Origin of the sequence: Brevibacillus sp. 7WMA2 (genome assembly GCF_010748895.1) — a bacterium.
GTDB lineage: Bacteria > Bacillota > Bacilli > Brevibacillales > Brevibacillaceae > Brevibacillus_B > Brevibacillus_B halotolerans.
Map to the genome: position 1 here is coordinate 2,140,291 of NZ_CP048799.1, position 26,425 is coordinate 2,166,715.

The 26,425-nt window shown below is 40.6% G+C and carries 23 protein-coding genes; 1 reads left to right on the forward strand and 22 read right to left on the reverse strand.

Annotated elements, in window-relative coordinates; genetic code table 11:
* Position 1 precedes the first annotated feature (1 nt).
* The 9 genes from GOP56_RS08260 to GOP56_RS08300 all read right to left on the reverse strand — a co-directional run bounded on the left by GOP56_RS08260 (position 2) and on the right by GOP56_RS08300 (position 11,121).
* Positions 2 to 1,078, reverse strand: coding sequence for an ABC transporter permease (locus GOP56_RS08260; RefSeq protein WP_003336992.1), 1,077 nt, complete (start codon positions 1,076 to 1,078; stop codon positions 2 to 4).
* The gene (locus GOP56_RS08265) at positions 1,071 to 2,612 is read right to left on the reverse strand and encodes an ABC transporter ATP-binding protein (RefSeq protein ID WP_163245364.1); all 1,542 of its coding nucleotides are present in this window, start codon (positions 2,610 to 2,612) and stop codon (positions 1,071 to 1,073) included. Before GOP56_RS08265 ends, GOP56_RS08260 begins: the two co-directional genes overlap by 8 nt.
* A gap of 122 nt (positions 2,613 to 2,734) precedes the next feature.
* Positions 2,735 to 3,781 (reverse strand): BMP family lipoprotein, encoded by a 1,047-nt coding sequence (locus GOP56_RS08270; RefSeq protein ID WP_003336990.1) that lies wholly within the window; start codon positions 3,779 to 3,781, stop codon positions 2,735 to 2,737.
* 296 nt (positions 3,782 to 4,077) lie between these two features.
* Positions 4,078 to 6,456, reverse strand: a complete 2,379-nt coding sequence (locus tag GOP56_RS08275) for an FtsK/SpoIIIE family DNA translocase (protein WP_163245365.1) — start codon at positions 6,454 to 6,456, stop codon at positions 4,078 to 4,080.
* 194 nt (positions 6,457 to 6,650) lie between these two features.
* On the reverse strand, positions 6,651 to 6,878 hold the full coding sequence (locus tag GOP56_RS08280) for a YlzJ-like family protein (protein ID WP_003336987.1): 228 nt from the start codon (positions 6,876 to 6,878) through the stop codon (positions 6,651 to 6,653).
* On the reverse strand, positions 6,875 to 7,705 hold the full coding sequence (locus tag GOP56_RS08285; RefSeq protein ID WP_003336986.1) for a ClpP family protease: 831 nt from the start codon (positions 7,703 to 7,705) through the stop codon (positions 6,875 to 6,877). Before GOP56_RS08285 ends, GOP56_RS08280 begins: the two co-directional genes overlap by 4 nt.
* 184 nt (positions 7,706 to 7,889) lie before the next feature.
* Positions 7,890 to 8,243 carry a YxeA family protein gene (locus tag GOP56_RS08290; RefSeq protein WP_003336985.1) on the reverse strand — a complete coding sequence of 118 codons (354 nt, stop codon included), beginning with the start codon at positions 8,241 to 8,243 and terminating at the stop codon, positions 7,890 to 7,892.
* 115 nt (positions 8,244 to 8,358) lie between these two features.
* Complete coding sequence (locus GOP56_RS08295; RefSeq protein WP_163245366.1) at positions 8,359 to 9,402, reverse strand: PdaC/SigV domain-containing protein; 1,044 nt, start codon at positions 9,400 to 9,402, stop codon at positions 8,359 to 8,361.
* Positions 9,403 to 9,888: 486 nt separating this feature from the next.
* Positions 9,889 to 11,121: a macrolide family glycosyltransferase gene (locus GOP56_RS08300; protein WP_163245367.1), complete on the reverse strand. Its 1,233-nt coding sequence runs from the start codon at positions 11,119 to 11,121 to the stop codon at positions 9,889 to 9,891.
* Between the two features lie 442 nt (positions 11,122 to 11,563).
* Here GOP56_RS08300 and GOP56_RS08305 point away from each other — a divergent pair, with 442 nt between their 5' ends.
* Positions 11,564 to 12,136, forward strand: a complete 573-nt coding sequence (locus GOP56_RS08305) for a putative glycolipid-binding domain-containing protein (RefSeq protein WP_163245368.1) — start codon at positions 11,564 to 11,566, stop codon at positions 12,134 to 12,136.
* A 347-nt stretch (positions 12,137 to 12,483) separates the two neighbouring features.
* On the opposite strand, the gene GOP56_RS08310 is transcribed toward GOP56_RS08305, so the two are convergent.
* The 13 genes from GOP56_RS08310 to rpsO all read right to left on the reverse strand — a co-directional run bounded on the left by GOP56_RS08310 (position 12,484) and on the right by rpsO (position 26,294).
* A complete protein-coding gene (locus tag GOP56_RS08310; protein ID WP_003341314.1) occupies positions 12,484 to 12,702 on the reverse strand; it encodes a helix-hairpin-helix domain-containing protein in 219 nt (72 codons plus the stop codon).
* 602 nt (positions 12,703 to 13,304) lie between these two features.
* Positions 13,305 to 14,984, reverse strand: coding sequence for a ribonuclease J (locus GOP56_RS08315; protein WP_003336978.1), 1,680 nt, complete (start codon positions 14,982 to 14,984; stop codon positions 13,305 to 13,307).
* Between the two features lie 411 nt (positions 14,985 to 15,395).
* Positions 15,396 to 16,259, reverse strand: a complete 864-nt coding sequence (gene dapA, locus GOP56_RS08320; protein WP_163245369.1) for a 4-hydroxy-tetrahydrodipicolinate synthase — start codon at positions 16,257 to 16,259, stop codon at positions 15,396 to 15,398.
* 58 nt (positions 16,260 to 16,317) lie between these two features.
* Complete coding sequence (gene dapG, locus GOP56_RS08325) at positions 16,318 to 17,544, reverse strand: aspartate kinase (RefSeq protein WP_003336976.1); 1,227 nt, start codon at positions 17,542 to 17,544, stop codon at positions 16,318 to 16,320.
* Positions 17,545 to 17,557: 13 nt separating this feature from the next.
* The gene (locus GOP56_RS08330; RefSeq protein WP_003336975.1) at positions 17,558 to 18,598 is read right to left on the reverse strand and encodes an aspartate-semialdehyde dehydrogenase; all 1,041 of its coding nucleotides are present in this window, start codon (positions 18,596 to 18,598) and stop codon (positions 17,558 to 17,560) included.
* Positions 18,599 to 18,630: 32 nt separating this feature from the next.
* Positions 18,631 to 19,227, reverse strand: coding sequence for a dipicolinate synthase subunit B (locus GOP56_RS08335; protein WP_003336974.1), 597 nt, complete (start codon positions 19,225 to 19,227; stop codon positions 18,631 to 18,633).
* Positions 19,214 to 20,122, reverse strand: a complete 909-nt coding sequence (dpsA, locus tag GOP56_RS08340) for a dipicolinate synthase subunit DpsA (protein WP_003336973.1) — start codon at positions 20,120 to 20,122, stop codon at positions 19,214 to 19,216. Before dpsA ends, GOP56_RS08335 begins: the two co-directional genes overlap by 14 nt.
* Positions 20,123 to 20,285: 163 nt before the next feature.
* Positions 20,286 to 20,564 carry a YlmC/YmxH family sporulation protein gene (locus tag GOP56_RS08345; RefSeq protein ID WP_003341328.1) on the reverse strand — a complete coding sequence of 93 codons (279 nt, stop codon included), beginning with the start codon at positions 20,562 to 20,564 and terminating at the stop codon, positions 20,286 to 20,288.
* A 171-nt stretch (positions 20,565 to 20,735) separates the two neighbouring features.
* Entirely contained in the window at positions 20,736 to 21,188 is a 453-nt protein-coding gene (gene dut / locus GOP56_RS08350) for a dUTP diphosphatase (protein ID WP_163245370.1), read from the reverse strand.
* A gap of 15 nt (positions 21,189 to 21,203) precedes the next feature.
* Positions 21,204 to 22,460: a M16 family metallopeptidase gene (locus GOP56_RS08355; protein WP_003336970.1), complete on the reverse strand. Its 1,257-nt coding sequence runs from the start codon at positions 22,458 to 22,460 to the stop codon at positions 21,204 to 21,206.
* 170 nt (positions 22,461 to 22,630) lie between these two features.
* Positions 22,631 to 23,611 (reverse strand): polysaccharide deacetylase family protein, encoded by a 981-nt coding sequence (locus tag GOP56_RS08360; RefSeq protein ID WP_003341332.1) that lies wholly within the window; start codon positions 23,609 to 23,611, stop codon positions 22,631 to 22,633.
* A 150-nt stretch (positions 23,612 to 23,761) separates the two neighbouring features.
* On the reverse strand, positions 23,762 to 25,882 hold the full coding sequence (locus GOP56_RS08365) for a polyribonucleotide nucleotidyltransferase (RefSeq protein ID WP_163245371.1): 2,121 nt from the start codon (positions 25,880 to 25,882) through the stop codon (positions 23,762 to 23,764).
* Between the two features lie 142 nt (positions 25,883 to 26,024).
* Positions 26,025 to 26,294: a 30S ribosomal protein S15 gene (gene rpsO, locus GOP56_RS08370; RefSeq protein ID WP_003336966.1), complete on the reverse strand. Its 270-nt coding sequence runs from the start codon at positions 26,292 to 26,294 to the stop codon at positions 26,025 to 26,027.
* Positions 26,295 to 26,425: the final 131 nt, after the last annotated feature.

Genomic DNA, 26,425 nt, shown 5'->3' on the forward strand with positions numbered 1-26,425 from the left:
TTTACAGCACCTCCTTCTTATTCTTCTTAGATAAAACAGGTTTTAAAATAAATCTTACAATACCATGAGCGGCAACGAAGAAGATTACAGAGGCAATTACCACACGAATTAACTCTACAGGTACGCCTGCTCCCATCTTCATTCCATTTGCTCCAAAGGACAATATTCCAAATAAAATAGCACCTAATACTACCCCAATTGGAGTATTACCACCAATTAATGCAACTGCGATTCCATCAAAGCCATACCCAGGCTGAGCGGCCATAATAGCTTGATAATGGAACACCCCTAGAATTTCAGCGGCTCCACCCATACCTGCCATACAACCTGAAATAAACATAGCTTTAATAACGTTATTATTTACATTCATACCAGCATATTGTGCCGCATGCGGGTTAAAGCCTGTCGCACGAAGCTCAAAGCCTGTTTTTGTTTTCCAAAGAACAATATAGAAAAGGAGAGCTAAAACAAGAGCAAGTAATGTTCCCCAATGCATACGTGCACTTTCAAACATTTGAGACAGCCAGCCAATTGCAATAGACGCTGATTCCTTAATATTTTCAGAACGCTGTTGTCCTTCTGGAACCAATGTAGTCACCAGAATAAAGTTCACCATATACAAAGCAATCCAGTTCATCATGATTGTAGTAATAACCTCGTGGACACCACGTGCAGCTTTTAACCAACCTGCAAAAGCCGCCCACAGCCCACCGACAATTGTACTAACAATAATGGTTAATGGAGCATGAATATAGGCAGGTAAGTCCAGCTTTACACCGAGGTAAACAGCTGTAATCATACCCATCATGAATTGACCCTCTACTCCGATGTTAAAAAGACCAGTACGGAAAGCAAAAGCAACAGCCAGTCCACTAAAAATTAAAGGGGTGATCTGGCGAATCGTTTCACCAAAATTATAGGCGTCACCAAATACTTTCTTGACCAGAGAACCATAGGCTAACAATGGATCAAATCCACCTGCTAGCATCGCAATCGCCCCGACGATGAGTCCAAGCAGAATCGCAACAACAGGAACGATGAAAGAATCCTTCGTAAAAATCTTAAATACACTATTCATCCTGTTCGCCTCCTTGAATGCGTTTTCCACCTGACATCATCAACCCGAGCTCTTGTTCACTCGTTGTTTTCGGATCAACAATACCAACGATTTCACCTTCATAAATAACAGCGATCCGATCGGAAACATTGCGTATCTCATCCAGCTCAAACGAAATGAGTAGAACCGCTTTTCCCTTATCGCGTTGTTCAATTAGGCGTTTATGAATAAATTCAATCGCACCTACATCCAGCCCGCGTGTCGGCTGAGCTGCAATCAACAGATCAGGATTCTTGTTCACTTCACGTGCAATAATCGCTTTCTGTTGGTTACCACCCGACAGAGCGCGTGCTAGTGTATGTATCCCTGGCGTACGAACATCGAATTCTTCAATAAGCTTTTCTGCATGTTTGTTAATCGCATCATAATTCAAAAATCCATTTTTATTAAATTCAGGGTGGAAATAAGTCTCTAGAACAATGTTTTCAGCCATGTTAAAATCGAGAACTAAACCATGCTTATGTCGATCCTCTGGTATATTAGATAGTCCTGATTCAGAAATAAAACGCGGAGTTTTATTGGTTAGGTCCTTACCATTTAGAGTTACTGAGCCTTCCTGACACTTACGTAGCCCCGTTAACACTTCAATCAATTCAGACTGACCGTTGCCGTCAACTCCCGCAATTCCAAGAATTTCACCAGCCTTAACATCAAAGCTGATTTTATTTAGGGCATTAACTCCACGATTACCCATTGCTGTTACATTTTTCACAGATAGACTTTCTTCTTTAGGATTAGCAGGCTTTTTATCTACAGAAAACGTTACGTCACGCCCAACCATTTTGGAAGCCAATTCATCTGGATTCGTATCTTTAATAGCTAGAGAGTCGATAGTCTTACCACGGCGAATAATGGTGACACTATCACAAATTGCCATAATCTCTTTTAGCTTATGGGTGATTAAGATAATCGTTTTTCCTTCTTTAACCAAATTACGCATAATCTCTATTAACTCGGAAATTTCCTGCGGTGTAAGAACAGCCGTTGGTTCGTCAAAAATGAGGATATTAGCTCCGCGGTACAAGGTTTTAAGAATCTCAACGCGTTGTTGCATCCCTACTGAGATGTCTTCAATCTTTGCATACGGGTCAACCTTGAGCCCATACTGTTCAGATAGTGCTTGTACCTTTTTAGCCGCTGAATTGATATCTATCTTCAAACCATTCTTTGGTTCTTTTCCTAGAATAATATTTTCCGTAACGGTAAACGGTTCGACAAGCATAAAGTGTTGGTGAACCATTCCAATACCCAATTCGTTAGCAACATTTGGACTGGTGATTTTCACTGGTGTTTCATTAAGTAAAATCTCACCCTCATCAGGCTGATACAACCCAAATAGAATATTCATTAGAGTGGATTTACCTGCACCATTTTCACCTAAGAGCGCGTGAATCTCGCCCTTTTTTACTTTAAGTTGAATATTATCATTTGCAATAATTCCTGGAAAGCGCTTCGTTATTCCGCGCATTTCTACTACAGTTTTTACGTCTTTCATTTCACTCACCCCGTTTTTCTGGGTAATAATCCACAAGTAACTCTGTACAAGGCAACAACAAGGCTAGTCATGAAACTAGCCTTGTTGCTTATTTTCTTCAACAAATAAAATAACTAGATCAATTACTTAACAGCTTTTTCTGGAACTTTAATTTCGCCACTTACGATTTTTGCTTTAAATTCATCAACTTTTTTCAGAACTTCAGCTGGCACATTGATAGTAGAAGTAGATGCTAAACCTACGCCGTCTTCAGCGATACCTAGGTTAACAACTTTTCCACCTTCCCATTTGCCTTCAGCCATATCTTTGGAAACTTTGTAAACAGCTTCGTCTACTTTTTTCACCATAGAAGTTAAAGTGATTTCGTTACCAAAGTTAAGAGATTGGTCTTTGTCTACACCGATAACCCAAACATTTTCGCCTTTTTTCTTACGATCAGCAGCTTCGTTGAATACACCGTCACCAGTAGCACCAGAAGCATGGAAGATGATATCTACACCCTGTGCATACATACCAGAAGCAGTGGATTTACCTTGGTCTGGCTTATCAAATGCACCTGTGTAGATAGATATTACTTGAGCTTCCGGATTAGCGGCTTTTACACCAGCAAGGAAACCAGCTTCAAAACGTTCAATAACAGGAATTTTAACACCGCCTACGAAACCAATCTTTTTGGTTTTCGACATTTCAGCAGCTACAACACCTGCCAAGAAAGCACCTTCTTGCTCTTTGAACAATACGGATGCTACGTTTGGAGCATCAACTTGCGCGTCGATGATCGCTAGTTTCGAATCTGGGTTTTGGTCAGCAATTTTCTTAATTGGTTCAGCCATCATGAAACCAATACCCCATGTTAGATCCCATTTTTCCTTAACAAAGTTGTTCAAGTTTGGTACGTAGTCAGCATCGCCATTACTTTGAGCATAGTTTGTTTCAATGCCTGTGTCTTTGTTTAGTTTCTGTAGAGCTTCCCATGCACTTTGGTTAAAGGAGTTGTCGTTAACACCACCAACGTCAGTAACCATACCAACCTTTGCAGAAAGTTTCTTTTCTGCCGCTGGAGAAGCGCTTTCTTTACTAGGCTCAGTTGGTTGAGCTTTACCGCAACCAGTTAGCACTAGTGAAAGACTCAGGGTTGCCACGGAAAGAACAGATAGGATCTTTTTCATGCTTGTGATACCCCCAATTATCAGTTTTTATGTAGACAAGAAAATATCAGACTATCAAATTTGGGTGATGATTCAGGAGCTTGGAGAGAGCACTTCATAAATAAAAAACGATAATTTGTTTATTTTGTTCTCTACCAATTCCTATTAAGGAAAAAACACCCATTTTCGACATGATTCCAATATTTTCGCCAGCCCGTAGAAATTTTACCCCATGTAAGAAGCGATATGCAAGCGAATTTTTTATTCTATCATTCGGAATATGTTAGTTTTCTTACTCTTTAACATAAAAAACCTTTTTAAGAGATTTGTGATTCAGATGATGGTCGTGGAATTCGTACCTCTCGTGGTTTACTCCCCTCGTACGGACCAACAACTCCTTGGGCCTCCATCATATCTATAAGCCGAGCAGCTCTCGTATAGCCAACACGCAGTCTTCGTTGCAATAGAGAGGCTGATGCTGTCTGAGCTTCTGCCACAACCTGTACGGCCTTATCATACATTTCATCGTCCATGACCATTTGTGGCTCCTCGCTTATTTCCTCGGGAATCATTTCTTCACTGTATTTTGCTTCCTGCTGTTCCTTCACAAAGGATACGACATCTTCAACTTCCTTATCTGCAACAAAAGCCCCTTGTACGCGGGTTGGTTTGGAGGCTCCCATAGGTAAGAAAAGCATGTCTCCTCGCCCAAGTAATTTTTCTGCGCCTCCCATATCTAAAATCGTTCGGGAATCAGCCATAGACGAAACTCCGAAGGCAATTCGCGATGGAATGTTCGCCTTTATCACACCTGTAATGACGTCAACAGAAGGCCGCTGGGTCGCAATTAAAAGATGAATTCCAGCTGCGCGAGCCATCTGGGCTAATCGACAGATGGCATCTTCTACCTCTCCTGGAGCTACCATCATTAAATCGGCCAGCTCGTCCACTATTACAACGATATAAGGGAGGGGAGCCGTATGTTGCCCTTGTTCTGCGTTTTTCACCATCTGGTTGTACATTTCTATGTTGCGACAATTCGATTTAGAGAACAAATTGTAACGTCTTTCCATTTCTACCACTACTTTTTTTAAAGCTACAGAAGCACGTTTTGGATCAGTTACAACAGGCGCTAGCAAATGTGGTATACCATTATAAACATTAAGTTCTACCATTTTCGGATCTATCATCATTAATTTCACTTCGTTCGGTTTTGCGCGCAATAAAATACTCATAATAATCCCATTAACACATACTGATTTACCACTTCCTGTAGCTCCAGCCACCAATAAATGGGGCATTTTTGCTAAATCTGCCAAAATCGGCTCACCAGAAATATCGCGTCCTAAAGCTACAGTTAATTTGGCTTCTGAATCTTTGCATTGTGGACTTTCTAAAACCTCTCGCAGTGTTACCAACGAAATCTCACTATTGGGAACCTCAATACCTATGGCAGATTTGCCGGGTATAGGAGCCTCAATTCGAATGTCTTTTGCTGCTAAGGCTAAGGCTAAGTCATCTGTTAAACTTACGATACGACTTACTTTTACCCCAGTAGCAGGTTGTACCTCATAACGTGTTACGGCTGGACCGCGATGGATTTCAGAGACAATAGCGCTCACACCAAAGCTTTTCAGCGTTTGCACTAGCTTAGCCGCATTTGAGGCATGATCTACGTCTTTTTGTTGACCAGTGTTCTTCGGTCTTGATAGCATGGACAAATCAGGGATTATATAAGTACTTTCAAGCTGACTATCCTCTGTTTGAAAATTTACCGTCACATCCGGCATATCTTCTCCTTGAGAATCAGCCTTTGTTTTAATCGTGATCTTGGCTGATGTTTCTGTTTTGTTTGGCAGATTTGTCATTTCCTGCTCTGGGAGAGTCTCTACTCGCTCTGTGAAATCTTTTATCACAGGTGAGACCATCGCTGGTTCACTATCCATTTGCTCTTCCCAAGGGGTACTGTTATCTACAATCACTGGCGGTGGAGCCTCTATCGAACTAGCATGCTCCAAGTTTGATCCATTCCCGAGCTTTTCCTCTGATTTTTTCTTTTCTTTTTCTTCTTGTAAAAGCTGCATAGATTCTTTAACTGATTGCTTTGTTTTCATATAACCTGCGGACAGCTTGCCTCGAATGATATTGAACAGATCTACATAGGAAACCTGGAAGATAAACATGATGCCTATCAAAAAGAAGAGGCCAACAACAAGACCCGTTCCAACTGTGCCAATTAACGCATTGGTTACTGTAAATAAAATAGCTCCGATCATTCCCCCGCCGACGCTTACGGTCGATACTCTCTGCTTCTGATCCTCTAAAATTCTCTCCCAGGTGAGCTGAATCATATTTTGATCGAAACGTCCATTACCGGATAAAAGCTCATATAACAGCAGATGGTCCCATAATAGAATTCCCATGAAAATGATGAAAAAACCGAACATTCTTGGACTCATTCTGGGGAGTTTTCGAACGAACATCATATATACAGAAATCACAATAAGGGCAACAGGTATCAGAAAATCCCATGATCCTGCAAACATGCGAAATAAAAAGGAAAGGACTCTTTGACCTAACCAACCACTCTCCAAAAGACCGATCACACTGAGACAGATTATAATAAGACCAATCAGTTCCAGCTTAATGATCGAGGCCCATGCCGATGGGGATGTTTTTCTCTTTCTTCTACTCATGGCACGCTTGCCTCCTTTACGTATGATTACTTTTGCTTTTCCAGTCCCCTTGTAACATTCCCTTTTGACAGCGAGAATCCCTGCTTTAAGGGAACAAAAACAGCCGGAGTTGGTGCGTCCGGCTGTTTTTGCTATCTTAATTAGTATACCACAGGAAATTGTTACAAATACAAACTACTAACAAAATTCCTTTATTAATCAAATGAAGGACGAAATTTAACTGTTTGCCCAGGTGCATAGGCTGGATTGACATAGTCATGAGGGTTAGGACTAATCAGACGGACAATTTTTCCTTCATAGGAATTAATAGGCTCTACCAGCATGACTGCCGCTCCCATTTGGATTTCCTGAATTTGCTGCTTTTCCACCTGCTCCTGGTTATCAAATATGAGCTCCATTGGCATAACAGAGTAAATAATCATTGAAGCACACCCTCTTTATTACGTTTTTCCTCAATAAGTTCATTTAGTTTCTTTAACGCTTTCCCAAGTCCACCTACTTCATTAATTAAGCCATATTTAACCGCATCAGAGCCAATTACATTCGTTCCAATATCTCGGGTTAATTCACCTGTACGTAGCATGAGATCACGGAATTTCTCCTCTGTAATATCCGAATTACGAGCGACAAATGAAACTACTCTATCCTGCATTTTATCCAGATACTCAAAGGTTTGTGGTACACCAATAACAAGCCCCGTTAATCGAATCGGATGGATTGTCATTGTCGCTGTCTCAGCAATATAGGAGTAATCACCTGCAACAGAGATTGGCACACCGATAGAATGCCCACCACCAAGTACGAGGGTAACAACAGGCTTTGATAAGGATGAAATCATTTCGGCTAAAGCAAGACCGGCTTCAACATCGCCACCCACTGTATTTAAGATAACCATAACACCTTCAACCTTTTGGTTTTGTTCTGCTGCCACCAATTGGGGAATGATATGCTCGTATTTCGTTGTTTTATTCTGAGGGGGTAATTGAATATGCCCCTCTATTTGGCCGATGATTGTTAGGCAGTAAATATTGCTTTCCAATTGAGGTACGTTAGTCTGGCCAAGCTGAGTAATATTGTCTATTAGACGTTTTTTAACCTCATCTGAAGGCTCCTGCTGTGGTGCTGGCGTATCTGGCTGCTCTTGAGATCTTGAGCGGTCTGGTTGTATTTGGGGTGTTTGAGGACTCTCCTCATTATTGGTTCTATTCATTGTAAATGGGGGCTTACGCAAATAATCTTTAGGATCCATCTGGCTAACGACCTCCTTTCTGCTAGTTGTAGTATGGGTTAGCCCTACCGAATTCATGCATTGATGGAAAAGCTAGCCTGCTTATAAAATTGTTTCACATGAGTCAAATCCTTGTAAAAAAACACTCCTTTCATATTTGATGGCACATTCAGCCAATCATCCATGACAGGAGTGTTTTTATCGTCTATTTACTCTCTAAGCCTTTATTTAATTTTTCGCTTGCCTTAGCAGGAATCTCTGATATTTGTACCTCAGTATAAGAAACTACTTGATCAGGCTTCACATACACTTTAAGATACGCCTTTTGACGCAATTGTTTAAGACCAGTAAATGTAATCGTCTTTTCCATTCCGTCCTTATCATATCCAGTTAACGTATATTCGTACAAGTCTGTATTTGACACTTGTTTACCTTCTCCAATGATCTGAACATAATAAAGGTCTGCACCTATTTTTTTGAATCGATTGTCTTCAAAAAGATAATACAAACCGCCTAAAACGATCAAGAAAACTAAGATTCCAATAATTGCCTTCTTCATTTTCATTCTCCTCTATACGAATTCTCTTGCGATCAGTATAAGGGAGTTTTAGCCAATGTAACATTGAATATCCTTTCATCAATATTACATTTTTGTAAGATAAGGCATGTATCTGCTATCTAGAGACCATTGATCCTTTTAAAAGGGAAGCAAGCGGGAGAGCAAATTCAGGAATCCCAGCAGCATAAGGAGTATATTCATATAAGCCAAAATAAATGATTACGGAATCTCCTTTGATATAAAACGCTTGTTGCTCATTAATCGTTTCAAACGGTGTTAGTAAATACCCATATTTTTGTTGAAATTGTCTCTTTATTTGTTGTGAAATCTCTACTTTATAATCAGGGTTTTCTTTGAAAAGGTCTTGCAGTGAAAGAATTTTACCTGTTTTGATATCGATTGTGTAAGCAACCCGATCAACCATTCCGTGTGCTCCACCCGTATATGTATACTGATCAAAAACGACGCTAATGAATCCGTTTTGATTATAGGTAATCTCGTAATCAAGTGAGTAATCATAAGGATTTTCACCCTCTCTAATCTCCACAGAAGCTTGAGAACCCATTTCAAAGGTTTCAAGTGCAACCTTTTCTAGCTGATCGTTTATTTTCCGTTGAATTTCTACATTGGAAGAAAGCCATTTTAATTGCGGATATTGTATCGATACGTTTGTATGATTTCTGTTGATTTTCAGTTCTTTATTCTCGAATTGTAGGTCATTTTCGGATACAAAATGGGTGCTTACAGCTTTCGAAACGGAATCCTGTGAAATAGAAAAACCCATGTTTTCACAAATAACCCGCAATGGTACCAGTATGGAAGAGTCTTTGATTCGAGGGGCTTCCTCCATAAACAGCTTATGTCCATTTACGAGATAGGCATTATCTTCTACCTTCATTACGATTTCCTTTTTTGAAGATAGGATTGAAATACGTTTTGTTTGGGGCTCGTAGTATACATGAAATCGGAAATCGTTACGTAACGTATCTAATGTTACAAATGTAGTTCCCTTGATGACTGCTCCGGCACTTCTAAGCAGTTTGGTGTCGACCAATACATCAATCTGCTTAGTAGATTCTGCCCAGACGGAATTTGCACCGAACGTAACGCAATGAAGCATTGCTGCTACCATCAAAATAAACCCTCTTGCTTTTCTCATACAAGATTCTCCTTTTTGTACAGAACGATTCCTTCTTTTTACCATGACGCCAAAAGGACAGTATATCACATGTGATGCTGTTTGTACTCCTTCATTAGCATTTCACATACCTCGGTACAGCTTTTATTATTACTTTTTCAGGTTAACTTCTTATTCTAAAAACAACGACCCGTCAACGAAATCTTGACAGGTCGTTCATACTGTATCCCTGTTCCCACAGGCCATATATTTTATGCCTCTTTAAGAAGAAATGATTAGACTACCTGCCTGACTTCTACATTTATTCACCCTTAACCATTTCTGTCGCTTCAAATGATCGCATGTCATATTGCAGCCAAATCAACTGGCTAGATCGAAGCGATTTAATCAGCAGTCTGATCAGTACGTCCTATTCGAGATGGAACTAAAAGACTTATTTATCAGACTTATATGATCATTTTAAATTCATCCCGCCCAAAATTTTATTCCACATCGGTTACAAATAAATTACCTTTTTGTTATGGTACGAGTAAATTTGAACACTTCATCCGCTGCCCTTTGACGTCCTCCAGACTTATGAAATGACTGACTGATTTTTTTTGCCTTTTCCTGATAAATCGGATTTTCTAAAACCTCGTGAACAGCTTGTTTAATATCCTCTGATGATAGATTTTCAAAATCTAACAAAACCCCTGCTCCAAGCTCCTTCACCCGTTGTGCTATCATAGGTTGATCATTAACAATGGGCAGCATAACTAACGGTACCTCAAAATAAAGTGATTCACTTATGCTATTCATCCCACAATGGCTAATAAACACATTTGTGTGACGTAATACATCTATTTGAGGAACATAATGACGCACAATAAAGTTATCTGGTATATCCCCTAATTCTTCCATTGTTGTATTCTTTCCAATGCTAAGTACTACCTTACCATCTACGTCTTTTAAAGCCGTAAAGCATTTTTGATAAAGCTCTAGCTGTTGGTTTACGATCGTTCCCATAGAGATGAAGATGACTTGTTTTCCTGTTAACTCATCAATGGGAAAATCACCAAGGTGACTGCTATCTGGTATGGAAGGACCTACAAAAATATAGTTGTCATTAAACTGCTCACTATTTCTCTGGAAATAAGAAGAAGTGAACACAATATTTAAATCAACTGGCCCAGGATTCGATAAAAAAAATCCCGGAAATGGAACTTTATATTTGTTTTCTAATTGCTTTTTACATTCTTGTATTTTTTCCAATTGTAAAAAATTTTGAAGCGTATCCAGCCTCTCTAGCTTCCTTTTTTCATCATCTGAGTCTGTTAGTGTCATATTTTCATGAGGATCATTTGAAAATGCAAATGTAGTCCAAGTAGCAATGGATAATAACTTACATTGGTGAGCAATCCAGGTACCTACCATCGTTTGTGCATCGTATAAGAGATAGTCATATGTCTCATTCGTAATTTCGTTTTGTATGGTATCCGTTATCATTTCCATGGCATTTAGAAATTGCAGGAAAAACTCCACCGGTTGTGAATTAATCAGATTACTAATTTCTTGAAGTATTTCTTGCGCCCTTTGATCCACAGGCCGAAATATAGCTCCTGTTTGTTCAATTTTCTCTTGAAAATGATTGGACGAATAATAGACAATCTGCTCCCCGCGCTTTACTAAATCTGTTACTAGCCCTAACGTTGGGTTTACATGACCTTCTCCCAACATACTGATGTATAGTGCCTTTGCCATTTGCTTCCCTCCCATAATAAAGGTTGTTCTACTCCCCATTCCGTTTTTTTACAGGATGCCCACGGAAATTCGTTAGAACTGCTGCTTGTGAATGAAGATCCCTATAAAACTAAACGTAGTTATTATTTGTTTGGATTATAACAAACAATTTTATTTTTTGTCTACATATTATTCACATCCCTTTCATTCCGTATTCTTACGTCTTAGCTATTTACAGTTTTGAATTTCTAATAGATTCAGTTCATGAAATTACAGAGAAAATGAATTTGCGTAGATAAAAAAGCAAGTAGGCTTACGTTTTTTTAAAAACACCATCTATTTAATGGTACAATTCTAAATAGATAGATAACTAAAGCTAAAGTATCAATCTCTACGATTTGCTCGTTTTACTTGCATTCTTATTAGGAAAAGGTAGTGAAATTAGCTTATAGGAGGACGTATTATGGCAACAGCAACAGATATTTTTTGGAGACCAATCATCGGAAGCGGCTATGAACATTTGCGATTAGTAAAAGACGATCACAAAATAACGGTTGACAGTTTAGTAATTGGAAAGACAGACAAGGGTGCAATTTTTCGTGTACAATATCAAATTATTCTTGACACGAATTGGATCGTCCGCAAAGTAACCATACAGTGTATTGGCAAAGAACAATCCCTGATACTGACCTCTAATGGGAAAGGAGAATGGCGGGATGCGCATGGAAAGGTCATCTCCGCTTTAGCAGGATGTATTGATATCGACATATCCTGTACCCCATTTACGAATACACTCCCTATCAATCGCTTAGAGCATACCCTCTCTACTTCACAGGAAATCTCTGTAGTTTACATATCGGTACCCGATCTATGTTATCGTCAGGTAAAACAGACCTATACTCTGATGAAAACAAACCAAACTGAATCGATTTTTACCTATCAAAGTGGAAGTTTTATAGAAAATATCAAGGTAGATACTGATGGAATCGTCACAGAGTATCCGCAATTGTTTTTGCGTGAATTAGCCCATACTTAAAAATGTGATTATCCTATATAAAGCTGCGTCAAATCATATAGCTTTTGAATAGCTGCATTCTGTACAATGACCTAGGCCTACTAATGAATTAGCATAAGTAGGCTTGGATTTTATGTTTTCAAATGCAGGCAGGCACTCGTTAATTTTCACTGAGTAAAAGGGGAAATAAGCTATTTTCCTTACACTAGCTACAACTAATTTTTCAGCTAATACAGGATCATTTCATACCGACAAACCTCACAGTCCCCTTGTTTGTTGTATGAAAAATCTTTTAAGCTGAGCTTGAGATCCTGATAGCCATACAATGAGCCTATTTTTACTGAATCGAAGCCAAATGTATCCACAGCTCAAATCTCTTTGGCAAATGATAATCCCTTGTCGGCTAAAGCGCGACGGATTTGATCCATTGCTTTTGGACCCATACCATGTAGCTTCATCACCTCGGCTTCACTTCGTAGTGTAAATTGTTCTAGCCGGAAATAGCCTGCCCCTTCGAGTGCTCGTCTTGCCGGCTTGGCTAGCGTACTAGGTAAATCACTTTGTGTTTCATGATCATTCTGAGCCATCAGTCCCCCCCTCCCTCCTCCTTATTGAATCCCTCTTACAATTTCATTCTATTCTAGTTCAGCTCCCTTCATTATTTATAAAAGATTTCAAAAAGGATTAGACAAGCTTCTTTTTTAAATATTCCTTCCATATGCATGAACATAGGTGCATTACTCAGGTCTGACTAGCTTCGTTAACGAAAGTTATTTTTGTAATATATTTACATTATATAATTTTTCTGTATATAATAAATCATATAGAATGATCTGTCTACAGCGACTTGATGATATATAGAGTCAGGTTAACTAGCAATCATAACAGTCATTTATTATTTGACCTATTAGTTGGGATGTTGACATTATCTACTAAGATATCCCCTCCACTATCCGAAAATAGCTCGTGTGTTTTCGTAATCATGATTTCTCTCTGCTCATAGGAATTCATACGATCATACTTACTCCCTACATCAAATCTGGTTTTAAACTCTTCCATTTTCTTGTATCATGATCCACTCCTTTCTTTTTTATTTATAGTTGAAGCTGTTTAAATACCTTTTTCAAAACAAAAAGCCGAAAACCCTTGCTGTACAAGGATTTTCGACTCTTTAACTTCATGTCTGGAATTACACTTCCATGATGATAGGTAAAATCATTGGTCTTCTACGTGTTTGTTCGTATAAATAACGTCCAAGTGTATCTTTTACATTATTTTTCAGCGATGACCATTCATTTACTTTTTCATCCATACATTTTTGCAGAGTTTGGGCTACGATACGATTTGCCTCTTCCATCAATTCTTCCGACTCACGTACATATACGAAGCCACGAGAGATGATATCAGGTCCAGACACGATAGTACCATGTTGTTTACTGAGGGTAACGACAACAACCAGAATTCCATCTTGGGATAATAATTTTCGATCACGTAAAACGATGTTACCTACATCGCCTACGCCCAGTCCATCAATAAGAACGTTGCCAGCATGCACTTTAGGACCGTATCTTGCCTGACCCTTTGCAATTTCCACGGTATCTCCATTATCGAGTAAGAAGATATTCTCAGATGCTACTCCCACCTGTTCAGCAAGTATTGCATGCATACGCTGCATACGATACTCCCCGTGAATCGGGATAAAGTATTTAGGTTTCATCAGGTTAAGCATTAAACGTAGCTCTTCCTGGCTTCCATGTCCAGATACGTGTACAGTACCATTTGGACCATGTCCTCCATAAATAACTTCTGCACCTGCTCGGCATAAGTGATCGATGGTGCGGGAAACGTATTTCTCGTTCCCTGGAATTGGTGTTGCTGCAATGATTACTGTGTCACCAGGCATCATGTCTATTTTCCGATGGGCGGATCGGGCAATGCGGGTAAGCGCTGACATAGGCTCTCCCTGACTTCCTGTTGACAGAATAACTACTTGTTCTGATGGTAATTTATTACATTCATCAATATCTACAATTACCCCTTCTGGTACATGTAAATATCCTAAATCCATACTTATAGTTATAACATTGATCATACTGCGTCCTACTAACGTTACTTTACGATTGTATTGAACAGCAGCATCAAAAACTTGTTGGATACGATGAACGTTTGATGCAAACGTGGAAACGATAATTCGCCCCTCCGCTTTATGAAAAACTTCTTTTAACGCTTTCCCTACTGAACTTTCAGATCCAGTAAAGCCTGGACGTTCTGCGTTTGTACTGTCTGATAACAAGCAGAGTACGCCTCGTTCCCCAATTTCCGCCATTTTTCCGAGATCAGCTCTTTGATTGTTTACGGGGGTTTGATCAAACTTAAAATCTCCGGTATGGACGACATAACCTTCAGGGGTTTCTAAGCAAACGCCGACTGAATCAGGAATACTATGATTTACTCTGAAAAACGTTGCAGTTAATGTACTGCCAAGACTTACTTCTGAATCACTATTGATCAAGTGACGAGTAGTTGTATTTAGGATACCCGCTTCCTTCAATTTGACATCAATCAGACCTAGCGTTAACTTTGTTGCATATACCGGCACATTAAGGTGACGCAATACGTAACTTAGTCCTCCAATATGATCTTCATGTCCGTGTGTAATAATAATTCCGCGTACTTTATCACGATTTTCTTCCAAATAGGTAATATCAGGTATTACCATATCAATCCCCAGCATTTCCTCCTCTGGGAATTTGAGACCAGCATCAATAACAACGATGTCTTCATCGGTCTCTACTACGTACATGTTCTTACCAATTTCGCCAACTCCGCCCAGGGCAAAGATAAGAACACTTTGATTCAACTTAGACAATGAATGTACCTCCTATATTTAGTTGTCAAATTACACCTCAAATTAAACCGCCCCAAATCGCTTATCCCTATTATATCCGAATTAAAAACAGGAATACAAGTAAGAAAAGCATATATATAAATTTATCTAGACATTAGTACGCCAGCTCTGAAAAGGGTTTGCGGTTTTTTCCTTTGAAATTCTGCTCTCTATTATTTGTAAAGATATGGGACAAATAAGAGGTGGACCGTACAATCCATAATCTTATAAATCATTTTGTTACCTGTAAAATACTGACTCAAGACATATGCTTTACACAAAAAATCGCTGAGTAGTCATTTAGATATGACATACCCAGCGATTTTGTCAAAACGCTAATACAATAACGGATTTCATAGGTACCAGAAGGGCTAACTTCTAAAGAGCAGCAATCTACAGCCATTCATCTATATAGCTAGCTTCTTCGTCCGTCAGCTCCACAAGCGGTAAACGAACACCGCCTACCTCAATCCCTTTTTTGTTTAGCGCAGCCTTAATTGGTGTTGGATTAGGATATTTGAATGCACCTTCAAAGATCGGAACTAGCTTACGATGAAGAGCTGCTGCCCTAGAAGTATCTCCCTTGAAGAACGCATCCATCATTTCCTTCATCTCTAAACCAATTATATGGCTCGTTACGCTTACTACTCCAACTCCGCCAATAGAGAGTACCGGAATAGTTAAACCATCATCACCGCTATATAGCTCAAAGCCTTGAGGTGCACGTTCAATGATCTGTGCCATCTGGGTAAGATTACCAGACGCCTCTTTAATACATACTACATTCGGTAGTTCAGCTAAACGTAAAGTCGTGTCCGCTGTCACGTTAATTCCTGTACGTCCAGGAACATTGTATAGCATGATTGGCAGCTCTACTGCTTCACTAATTGCCTTAAAATGCTGGTACAACCCCTCTTGCGATGTACGACTGTAGTAAGGAGCCACCAGCATGATCGCATCTATACCCGTTTTTGTTGCTTCTTTTGAGAAAGCAATGGTTTCTTCTGTATCATTGCAACCTGTACCTGCGATGACTTTAACTCTACCGTTCGCTTTTTGTACACTAAAAGTAAATAAATCAAGCTTTTCCTGTTTAGAAAGAGTTGGTGATTCTCCTGTTGTACCACTTACCACGAGTGCTTCTGAGCCTGTGTCTATTAGGTAGTTGATCAGTTTTTCTGTGCGATCCCAGTCAATTTGGCCCTTGTCATTAAAAGGCGTTACCATGGCAGTCACAATACGTCCAAAAATAGCCATGTTTTTTCATCTCTCCTCTTTCTTCCTTAATAGGCTCTCTAACTTCCGCTCTACATAACTATAATCGAGCATTAGACAAATCAAACTGCTGATGCAATGCCCGCACAGCCCTAGCCATATCCTCGTCATGCACTAGCACCCAAATGGTTGTATGTGAGTCAGCAGATTGCAGGATTTGTATCTCCTCTTTCGTAAGTGCTTCTACAATATGAGCCATAACACCTGGTACTCCTGCAATGCCAGCGCCAATTACCGACACTTTAGCACAATGAGGCATTATTTGAGGCTCATAGCCCATGTCAGCTAAGATAATCGCCGCCTTTTCAGCCATATGATCGTGTACCGTATAAGCGACACCTAGTGGATTTACATTAATAAAATCAACGCTGATATTATGTTGTGCCATTGCTTTAAAAACCTGAAGCTGGGTATCATATTGTCCTTCTTTAGAGAATACCTTGATCTGTGTAATATTAGGAACATGAGCTATCCCCACTACAACTCGATCACTAAAGGATTCATTAAAACGGCCTAACTCATGTAGACTGGTAACCAATGTTCCTGGTTCGTCTGAAAATGTGGAGCGCACACGTATTGGAATATTGGTTTGCATAGCAATTTCCACAGCGCGTGGGTGAATCACCTTAGCACCTAAGTGCGCCATGTTGCAAATCTCCGTATACGTGACGGTATGAAGTGACTTAGCCTCGTCTACTATTCGTGGATCGGCCGTCATAATGCCATTTACATCTGTAAAAATATCAACCATGTCAGCTTTTAAGGCGACGCCAAGTGCTGTTGCTGTCGTATCGCTTCCTCCGCGGCCTAAGGTGGTCACTTGCCAATCTTCCGTACGCCCCTGGAACCCTGGGACGATGACAACACGCCCTTGCTCAAGCTCTTGTTGAATACGATCAGGTTCAATCGTAAGGATTTGTGCGTTATTAAAATCATTAGTAGTTATGATATTAGCTTGCCCACCCGTTAAAATTGTGGACTCGATGCCTCGCTCATTAAGCATGCTGGATATGACGCATGCGGAAATAATTTCCCCTGTATGCAATAACAGGTCGTTTTCGCGCGCTCGTAGGCTGTCCCCATTTTGACGGATCAATTGTAATAGCGTGTCAGTGGCGTAAGGATCACCCTTACGCCCCATCGCTGACACAACTACTACTAAGGAAAAGCCTTCCGCCAGTGCTTTTTCAATGTGGCCAATTGCCCGATTGCGATGATCCTCCGTTGTTAAGGATGAACCCCCGAACTTTTGGACAAGTATTTTCATGAAAACCTCTCTCCTAGCTGTTGGCCTTGATAAGCTCCTCGGCAATTTGTACGGTGTTCCACGCAGCACCCTTTAATAGATTATCTGATACAACCCACATATGGATCCCACGTGGATGCGTTAAATCTCGGCGAACACGACCGACAAAAACTTCAAGCTTATCCGCAGAATCGGTAGCCAATGGATATTTTTGTTCTTCAGGGGAATCGACAAGCACAATACCAGGTGCATGTGCTAGTAAAGATTTCACTTCTTCCAGTTCATAGTCATTTTTTAATTCGACATAAACGGACTCACTGTGACCTTTTACTACAGGAATACGCACACAAGTAGCTGCAACTAAAACTTGATCGTCACCCAATATTTTCTTTGTTTCGTTTACCATCTTCATCTCTTCATACGTAAATCCATTGTCTGTGAAAACATCAATTTGCGGAATCGCATTAAAAGCAATCTGATGATGAACCGGAAGCTTGGATACTGGCAGTACATTTGCTTCCGGCTCTTTCCCATCTAAAACATCTCTGGTTTGAGTCAACAGCTCATCGATAGCTTGAGCACCCGCACCAGATACAGCTTGATACGTAGAAACAATAATCCGATCTATTCCAAAACGGTCATAAAGAGGCTTCAATGCCGCAACCATCTGAATGGTAGAGCAGTTAGGGTTTGCAATGATTCCTTTGTGTTTGCGCGCTGCATCCATGTTAACCTCGGGCACAACCAATGGGACTTCTGGATCCATTCGATAAGCACTCGTATTGTCAATGACAACCGCTCCATGACGTACAGCATGAGGAGCTAATTCCTTACTGATCGCTCCTCCTGCACTGAACAGAGCAAAATCTACACCGATAAAGCTATCAGGTGTTGCCTCTTCAATTGTCACTTCCTGACCTTTAAACAGTACCTTTTTACCAGCCGATCTTTTTGAAGCCAATAGCTTCAGTTGACCGATTGGAAAATTTCGTTTCTCCAAAAGCTGAATCATTTGCTGTCCTACTGCTCCTGTCGCTCCCACGACTGCGACATTTACCTTCAGTTGGTTCTCCATCTTTTTCTCCTCCTAAGAGCCTGTTAGCTGCATCAATAATGGAATCTTTCTATAAGCAAAGGTTGCAACTGACGATGTTGAATAGCTAGCTCACACGTTTCCATGATGAGATCCATTCGCGCTACCAGTGAGTTTGGTTTTTTGTCAGGCGCATCCTGCCCAAACGGAACAAAATAAATATTTTTAGTGGCTAGAAGTTTTGCAATATTTGCCGCATTTAACCCCAATCCATCATTGGTTGAAATCGCCAAGACGACTGGATATAGATTGCGTAAGGTTGCTTTGGCAGCCATTAAAACAGGGCTATCTGTGAGTGCGTTCGCCAATCGGCTCGTGGTGTTACCTGTGCATGGAGCAATCACCATAACGTCAAATAGCTTGGAAGGTCCAAGCGGTTCTGCATCAGTAATAGTAGTGATAATCTCTTCGCCTGTAATCTGTTTTAATTGGTTCTGCCAATGGTTAGTCGTTCCAAAACGCGTATCAGTGGTCATCACAGTCTGGCTCGCTATGGGTACAACACGTGCTCCAGCGTCTACTAAGCGCTGAATTTGCGGCATGGTTTCTTCCAAGGTACAATGGGAACCCGTTAGCCCAAATCCAACCGTTTTTCCCCTAAGATTGCTCATGATGACCCCCCTGATTCTCGGCTTGCTCCGAAAGAAGTCGCGCTAAGGTATTGGCAATGATTTGCCCGGCTGTTTTCGGTGCAACAATTCCAGGAAGACTTGGGGCGAGAATCGCTTTGATTCCTCGACGTTCTGCATAACGAAAATCAGTTCCACCTGGCTTAGAAGCAATATCTAGGATAAATGCAGTCTGTGGCATGTGTGCTATTATGTCTGATGTAATAATCAAATGCGGAATTGTGTTAAAGATAATGTCTACCTTTGAAACATACTGCTTAAAATCATCCAGATCAAAAGCATCAATGCCCATTTCATTACTACGTGCTATGTGTTCCGGACGTTTTGTCCCAACCTTAACATGTGCTCCCAATGCATGCAAAGCTCTAGCTAATGACATACCTACTCGACCTAATCCGAGAACAATCACCTCGGAGCCATGGATCGTAATATCAGTGTTTTGGATCGTCACCATCAATGCTCCTTCCACAGTGGGAATGGAGTTGTAGATAGCCACATCATCACGGTTCAATAGCTCTTTTAGTGGGACGTTATGCAGTTTTAATAGTTCTCTGAGATAAGGCTTTGCCATCCCGGTATAGACAACGCATTTTTCTGGTAAAGCTTCAATATGCTCCTTAGATAGCTGAATGCTTTTTGTAGAAAAAATGCTTTCAATCATTCCTTTGTCATCTGTACCGACGATAGGTAGGATCAGGGCATCAACATCCTTTAACACATCGCATGTTAATGGTTTTTTGTTTGCTCCTGTAAAGCTACTCTCTAAGTTATCAAAGCCAATAAGAGTAACTGTGGCGTCCAGCTGGATGCATTTTTTGATGACTTCCAGCTGACGAGCATCACCGCCAATAAAAGCAACATGTTTTCCCGTCAGCATGCCGTGTTCCCCTTTCCAAACATTTTACGCAAGATAACCTGGAAACGCAAAGAATTTTTCCGAGTCCCATGGAAAATGTAAAATAGTTGACGGACCGTTTTTTGTTCACGGTCGATGTATATGTCGTGCACTGCGGTAATCTACCGTCATCCTATTCGAACACCTAACGTTTCGTTACTGAAGTTTCCTGTGGGAAATGGTTTTGGGTAGGTTGTAACTGTACAATTATCATATCCGGCCCAATTTGTACAATAGACCTCCAAGGAATCATCGTATCAGCTTTTTTCTTCCCTATCCCAAAAAAAGAATGATTGGAAATGACAATAGAAGCAATTTCGCCTGTTATTGGATTAATTTCCATATCCGATTGTGCTATCACTCCGCGTTTTTCTCCATAATCAACATCTACAATCTCTTTACCGCTAAACTCGCTTAGTCGCATTTTACTTCCTCCTTTGTTTGTCCACTCACAGCAGAATATACGAAAAAGCTGTTCAGTTTATACGTAAGATTGTCGTAAAGGGTATTTTTTAAAATAATTCGTATAAGATCAAATAATAAAAAGGCTTCCCACTAAGCCTAATGACTTAGGAGAAGCCTTTCTACCAAACAGTTATTTACCTGTAGAACCGAATCCACCTGCACCACGTTCTGTTTTTTCCAACTCGTCAACAATCTCTAACCGTGCTTGCATCACTGGCATAAAGAGAAGCTGGGCAACACGGTCCCCTTTTTTGACCACAAATGGTTCAGTCGTGTCTAGGTTCTGCAACAGCACTTGAATCTCACCTGTATAATCGCTATCAATTACTCCAACAGCATTCGTTAGTGATATTCCGTATTTAAAAGCATTGCCGCTACGTGGGAACACTAGACCTACCATACCTGCGTCAGGCATTTGCACAGCAATCCCTGTAGGAATCTTGGCGCGTTCCCCAGGAGCAATCGTGATCTCTTGTTCAATACATGCTGCTAAATCAAGTCCCGCTGAGCCTGATGTCGCATAATGCGGTAAAGGAAGATCCGTCCCAATCATTGGAGACATTTTTTTAATGTTTACAAACACAAAAGACACCTCTTTTTACGTTAAGAATACATTTGCATCAACATTTTCCGGGAATGCTTCCAATGGACTCACCATTGCCATCGCCATTTTGGAGTGGAATAATTCTTTCGCTACTGCTAGAACAGATTCCTGACTTACACGATCTACCTTCGCAATAATTTCATCTAATGTAAGGTGTCGGCCATGTAACAGCTCATTTTTACCCAAGCGATTCATGCGGCTGCTAGTGCTTTCTAAGCTTAGCATCAAACTACCCTTAAGCTGTTCTTTTCCTTTGTTTAATTCTTTTTCTGTAATTCCGTTTGCGCGAACATCATGTAGAACATTAGACACGATATCAAATACTTTACCTACATGCTCTGGTGCTGTTCCCGTATAAATATTGAATGTACCAGATTCTTTATAGGAAGAGTGATAAGAATAAACAGAGTATGCTAGACCGCGTTCTTCACGAATTTCTTGAAACAGTCGAGAACTCATGCTGCCACCCAAAATATTATTTAAAATAATTAAGGAATAAACATTGTCATGGCCCACAGCATAACCAGGCATAGACAGGCATAAATGAGCCTGCTCGGTCTGCTTTTGATGTACAATGCTTTGACCTGTAAAGGTTGGTGTAGCGATATCCATTGTTTTTCCTGCACGCTGGTACGTCGAAAATAATGATTGCACCAATGTGATTAACTCATCGTCAAAGTTACCTGCTACTGTAATTACCGTGTTCTCTGGTAAGTAGCGTTGTTCGATATATGTCAACAAATCCTCGCGTTTCATGCCTTTGAGTACATCTTCTTTTCCCAGTATCGTGTACCCTAGCGAATGATCGGCATAGGAAGCACGTGCAATCAGATCATGCACCAAATCATCTGGTGTATCCTCATACATACTGATTTCTTCTAGGACTACGTTCTTCTCTTTCTCTAGCTCCTCTGCATCAAACACAGAGTTGAAGTACATATCAGATAAAATATTGAGAGCAAGCGGTGCGTGACGATCAAGTACACGCGCATAATAGCAAGTGTATTCTTTGGATGTAAAGGCGTTTACATTCCCACCAATTTCATCAAACGCTTCCGCTATTTCTTTCGCACTGCGAGTTGTAGTACCTTTAAAAAACATGTGCTCCAAGAAATGTGAAATTCCGTTATTTTGCTCATTCTCATATTTTGAACCCGTTCCTACCCAAATTCCTAAAGCAACGGATCGAACACTAGCTATTTTTTCGGTAACAATCCGGACACCATTTGCACACGTATATGTTTGAATCAAATCTGATCCCCCTCTATCAATCTGCTATCTCTGGCTTATGCCACACAGGGAAGCGATCATAAAGTCGCTTCCCTGTTGTACATGTTACTGATAAGCGTTTTGCTTTCAATAGAAAATAACATGTCTTACTATAGCAAAAAATAGCGTCCGGTACAATATTCCATAAGCTTCTACGGCAATCGACGACTAGAGATTACCTCGGAAACCGTCGTTGGTTTCAATCCTTTTTTCTCTGCTAGTGTCAGCATTTGATCTAGTCCTTTAGATGAGGAATCAGTTGGGTGCATTAGTATGAGCACCCCTTTATCTAACTTCTTGCGAATGCGCTCTACCATCGTTCCTACCGGTGGGTTTTTCCAATCAATTGTATCCGCTGTCCAGAGAATGGTCTTCATCTGGTAATCCTGATGAGCAATTTCTACCACCCGTTGATTAAAGGAACCAGACGGCGGAGCAAATAGAGAGGGCTTTAAACCGATTGTCTTAGAAATAATATCTTGTGTTTTGCTAATTTCTTGGCGAATACGCGCCTCTCCCAGCTTGCTCATATCTGGATGGGAATAGGCATGATTTCCTATTTCATGACCTCTATCATAAATTTTCTTCGCTAGCTCAGGATTTCGTTTGACCCAAGATCCGTCTAGAAAAAAGGTGGTTTTTACTTTATGCCGATCCAATGTAGCAAGAATTTTATCCAGGTATTCATTGCCCCAGGCTACATTTATCATGAAGCACACTGCCTCTTTTTTGGGATTCCCTCTATAAATGGGATGAGCCCCTAGCTGTTCTACCTGTACCTTTGGCATCTGTTCTTTATAGACAATTGAACTTTCATCCTGCTTTCCTGTTTTCTTCATTTGAGCAATTGTTGCGTTAACATCAATCACTCGTCCGTTATATCCCGGAATCGCTTTCCAGACAGGATCAAGATATGCATCTTGTGGTGCTTCCTCGCGTTCCTTTTGCCACTGCTCTATCTTTTCTTTAAATGGCTCCTCAATGGTAATCTGACCTTGTACAGGGGTAACGCCAACTTTTAGTTGTGTAACATATGTGTTAATTGGAGATGAGGTTACTAATCCAAACAATAACGCTCCACAAACAGTTGCTACCGCCATATATTTTCTTGTCTTTTTAGAATGCTGTTTCACGGTTTCATCACCTTTGCTTTTATCTATCGAGTTCTTACTCTTATTCTCTATCCTCTTTGTCCAATCTATGTAGAGAAAATGCTCGATAGAAGCAAAAAAAGCTTGCACCCACATAGTTTCCCATGATCGGCAAAGCTTTTTGGCTATTTATTATTCAGTTTCTTGTGGTGCAGCCTGCGCTTGTTCTTTCAAAACAGCTTTTCGAGAAATATTAACGCGGCCTTGGTCATCAATCTCGGTCACTTTAACCAAGATTTTATCCCCGACAGAAACTACATCTTCCGTTTTAGCGACGCGCTCTTCCGCTAGTTGTGAAATGTGGCAAAGTCCTTCTTTACCTGCAAACAACTCGATAAATGCACCGTATTTTTCAACACGTTTAACAGTTCCCAAGTAAGTTTGACCCACTTCTACTTCGCGTACCAAATCCTCGATGATTTGTTTTGCACGTAGGTTCGCATCTGCATCCGTAGAGGCGATAAAGATACGACCATCTTGCTCAATATCAATTTTAACGCCTGTCTCTTCGATGATCTTATTGATAACGCGACCTTGTGGCCCAATCACATCACGAATTTTTTCTGGGTTAATTGACATTGTCATGATCTTAGGTGCATAAGGAGACAAGTGATCGCGCGGAGCATTGATTGTAGCCAGCATGCTTTCCAGAATATGCATTCTGCCTTCCTTCGCTTGCGTCAATGCTTGCTCTAGGATTTCACGATTGATACCTTCAATCTTGATATCCATTTGAAGAGCTGTAACCCCTTCAGCGGTACCTGCTACCTTAAAGTCCATATCTCCCAAGTGGTCTTCCATACCTTGGATGTCTGTTAGGATGGAGAAATGTTCACCATCTGTATCCATGATCAAGCCCATTGCGATACCAGCAACTGGTGCTTTAATTGGTACCCCTGCATCCATCAAAGCAAGAACACTACCACAGATAGACGCTTGAGAAGTAGAACCATTCGATTCAATTACCTCTGATACCAGGCGAATTGTGTAAGGGAATTCTACTTCACTAGGGATGATTGGTTCAATTGCTCTTTCACCCAATGCACCGTGACCGATTTCACGACGACCTGGAGGACGAAGTGGACGTGCTTCCCCTACGCTGTAAGGAGGGAAATTATAATGATGCATGAAGCGTTTTGTTTCTTCAAGACCAAGTCCATCCAAAATTTGTACATCACCAAGTGCTCCTAATGTACAAACGCTCAATGCTTGTGTTTGACCGCGAGTAAATAAACCTGAACCGTGTGTTCTTGGTAAAATCCCCACTTCGCTCGACAATGGACGAATTTCAGTTAGTGCACGACCGTCTGGGCGAATTTTTTCATGGGTAATGAGACGACGAACTTCTTCTTTCACCATGTCGTAGAGAATTTCGCTAATTTCTCCCTCGCGCTCTGGATACACCTCAGCAAAATGTACTTGTGTCTCATCTTTAACAGCATCGATCGCTTCTGCACGGGCATGCTTCTCTTCAACACGGACTGCTTCACGTATTTTAGCATCAGCAAAAGCACGCACAGCCTGGTCAATTTCCTCGTCTACACTATGCAAGACGACTTCCATTTTTTGCTTACCAATTTCAGCTACGATGTCATTTTGGAAAGCAACAATTTTCTTGATGTGATCGTGACCATACATGATCGCTTCTAGCATGATTTCTTCCGGTACTTCTTTTGCACCAGCCTCTACCATGTTAATAGCGTCCATCGTACCTGCCACCACTAGATGGATATCACTTTTTTCTTGCTCAGCAATCGTAGGGTTGATAATAAATTTACCGTCAATACGGCCTACAATAACACCAGCAATCGGACCATTAAATGGGATTTCAGATGTACTCAATGCAGCAGAAGTACCAATCATTGCTGCGATTTCGGTTGAACAATCCTGATCAACGGAAAGAACTGTATTTACTACTTGTACATCATTGCGGAAGCCTTCCAAGAATAGAGGGCGAATTGGACGGTCAATTAATCGGCTCGCCAAAATAGCTCTCTCGCTTGGGCGACCTTCTCGCTTAATAAATCCACCTGGAATTTTACCTACTGCATATAAGCGCTCTTCATAGTTTACCGTTAATGGAAAGAAATCCAAGTCTTTTGGTTCTTTCGAAACGGTAACCGCAGATAGAATGGTGGTATCTCCGTAACGCACTAAGACCGAACCTTGTGCCTGTTTTGCAACTTTGCCAAACTCAAGCGTAAGTTTTCGGCCTGCTAAATCAAAGTCAAAAGTACGATATTGTTGCTCCATTCTTTTAGCAGTCCTCCTTAATTAGACCATTGTCTAACATGATTCTTTTCTATCTCTATGTATTATTTCCTGCTATGGCAGAAATAAAATAGATATGATAATAGAAAAAGCGGGAATTCACCCGCTTTTTCAGACGTGCCGATTAACGGCGAAGACCAAGTTTGTCAACCAATGTACGATAACGAGCAACGTCGCTGTCTCTTAGGTAACCTAAAAGGTTACGGCGTTGACCTACCATTTTCAATAGACCACGACGGCTGTGGTGATCTTTCTTATGAGTGCGTAGGTGTTCGTTAAGATTGTTGATGTTTTCCGTAAGAATTGCGATTTGAACCTCAGGAGATCCAGTATCGTTATCATGTGTACGGAATTCATTGATCAATTGAGTTTTACGCTCTTGAGTAAGTGCCATTCGTACTCACCTCCATTAATTTTCCCACTAGCTGAGCATGCCGTCGGTGAGAATCGGACAGCCAAGCTAAAGGGGCGTTCTATTTAGAACAGTACAGATTATAGCATACTTTTTTTCATAAAGTAAAGGAA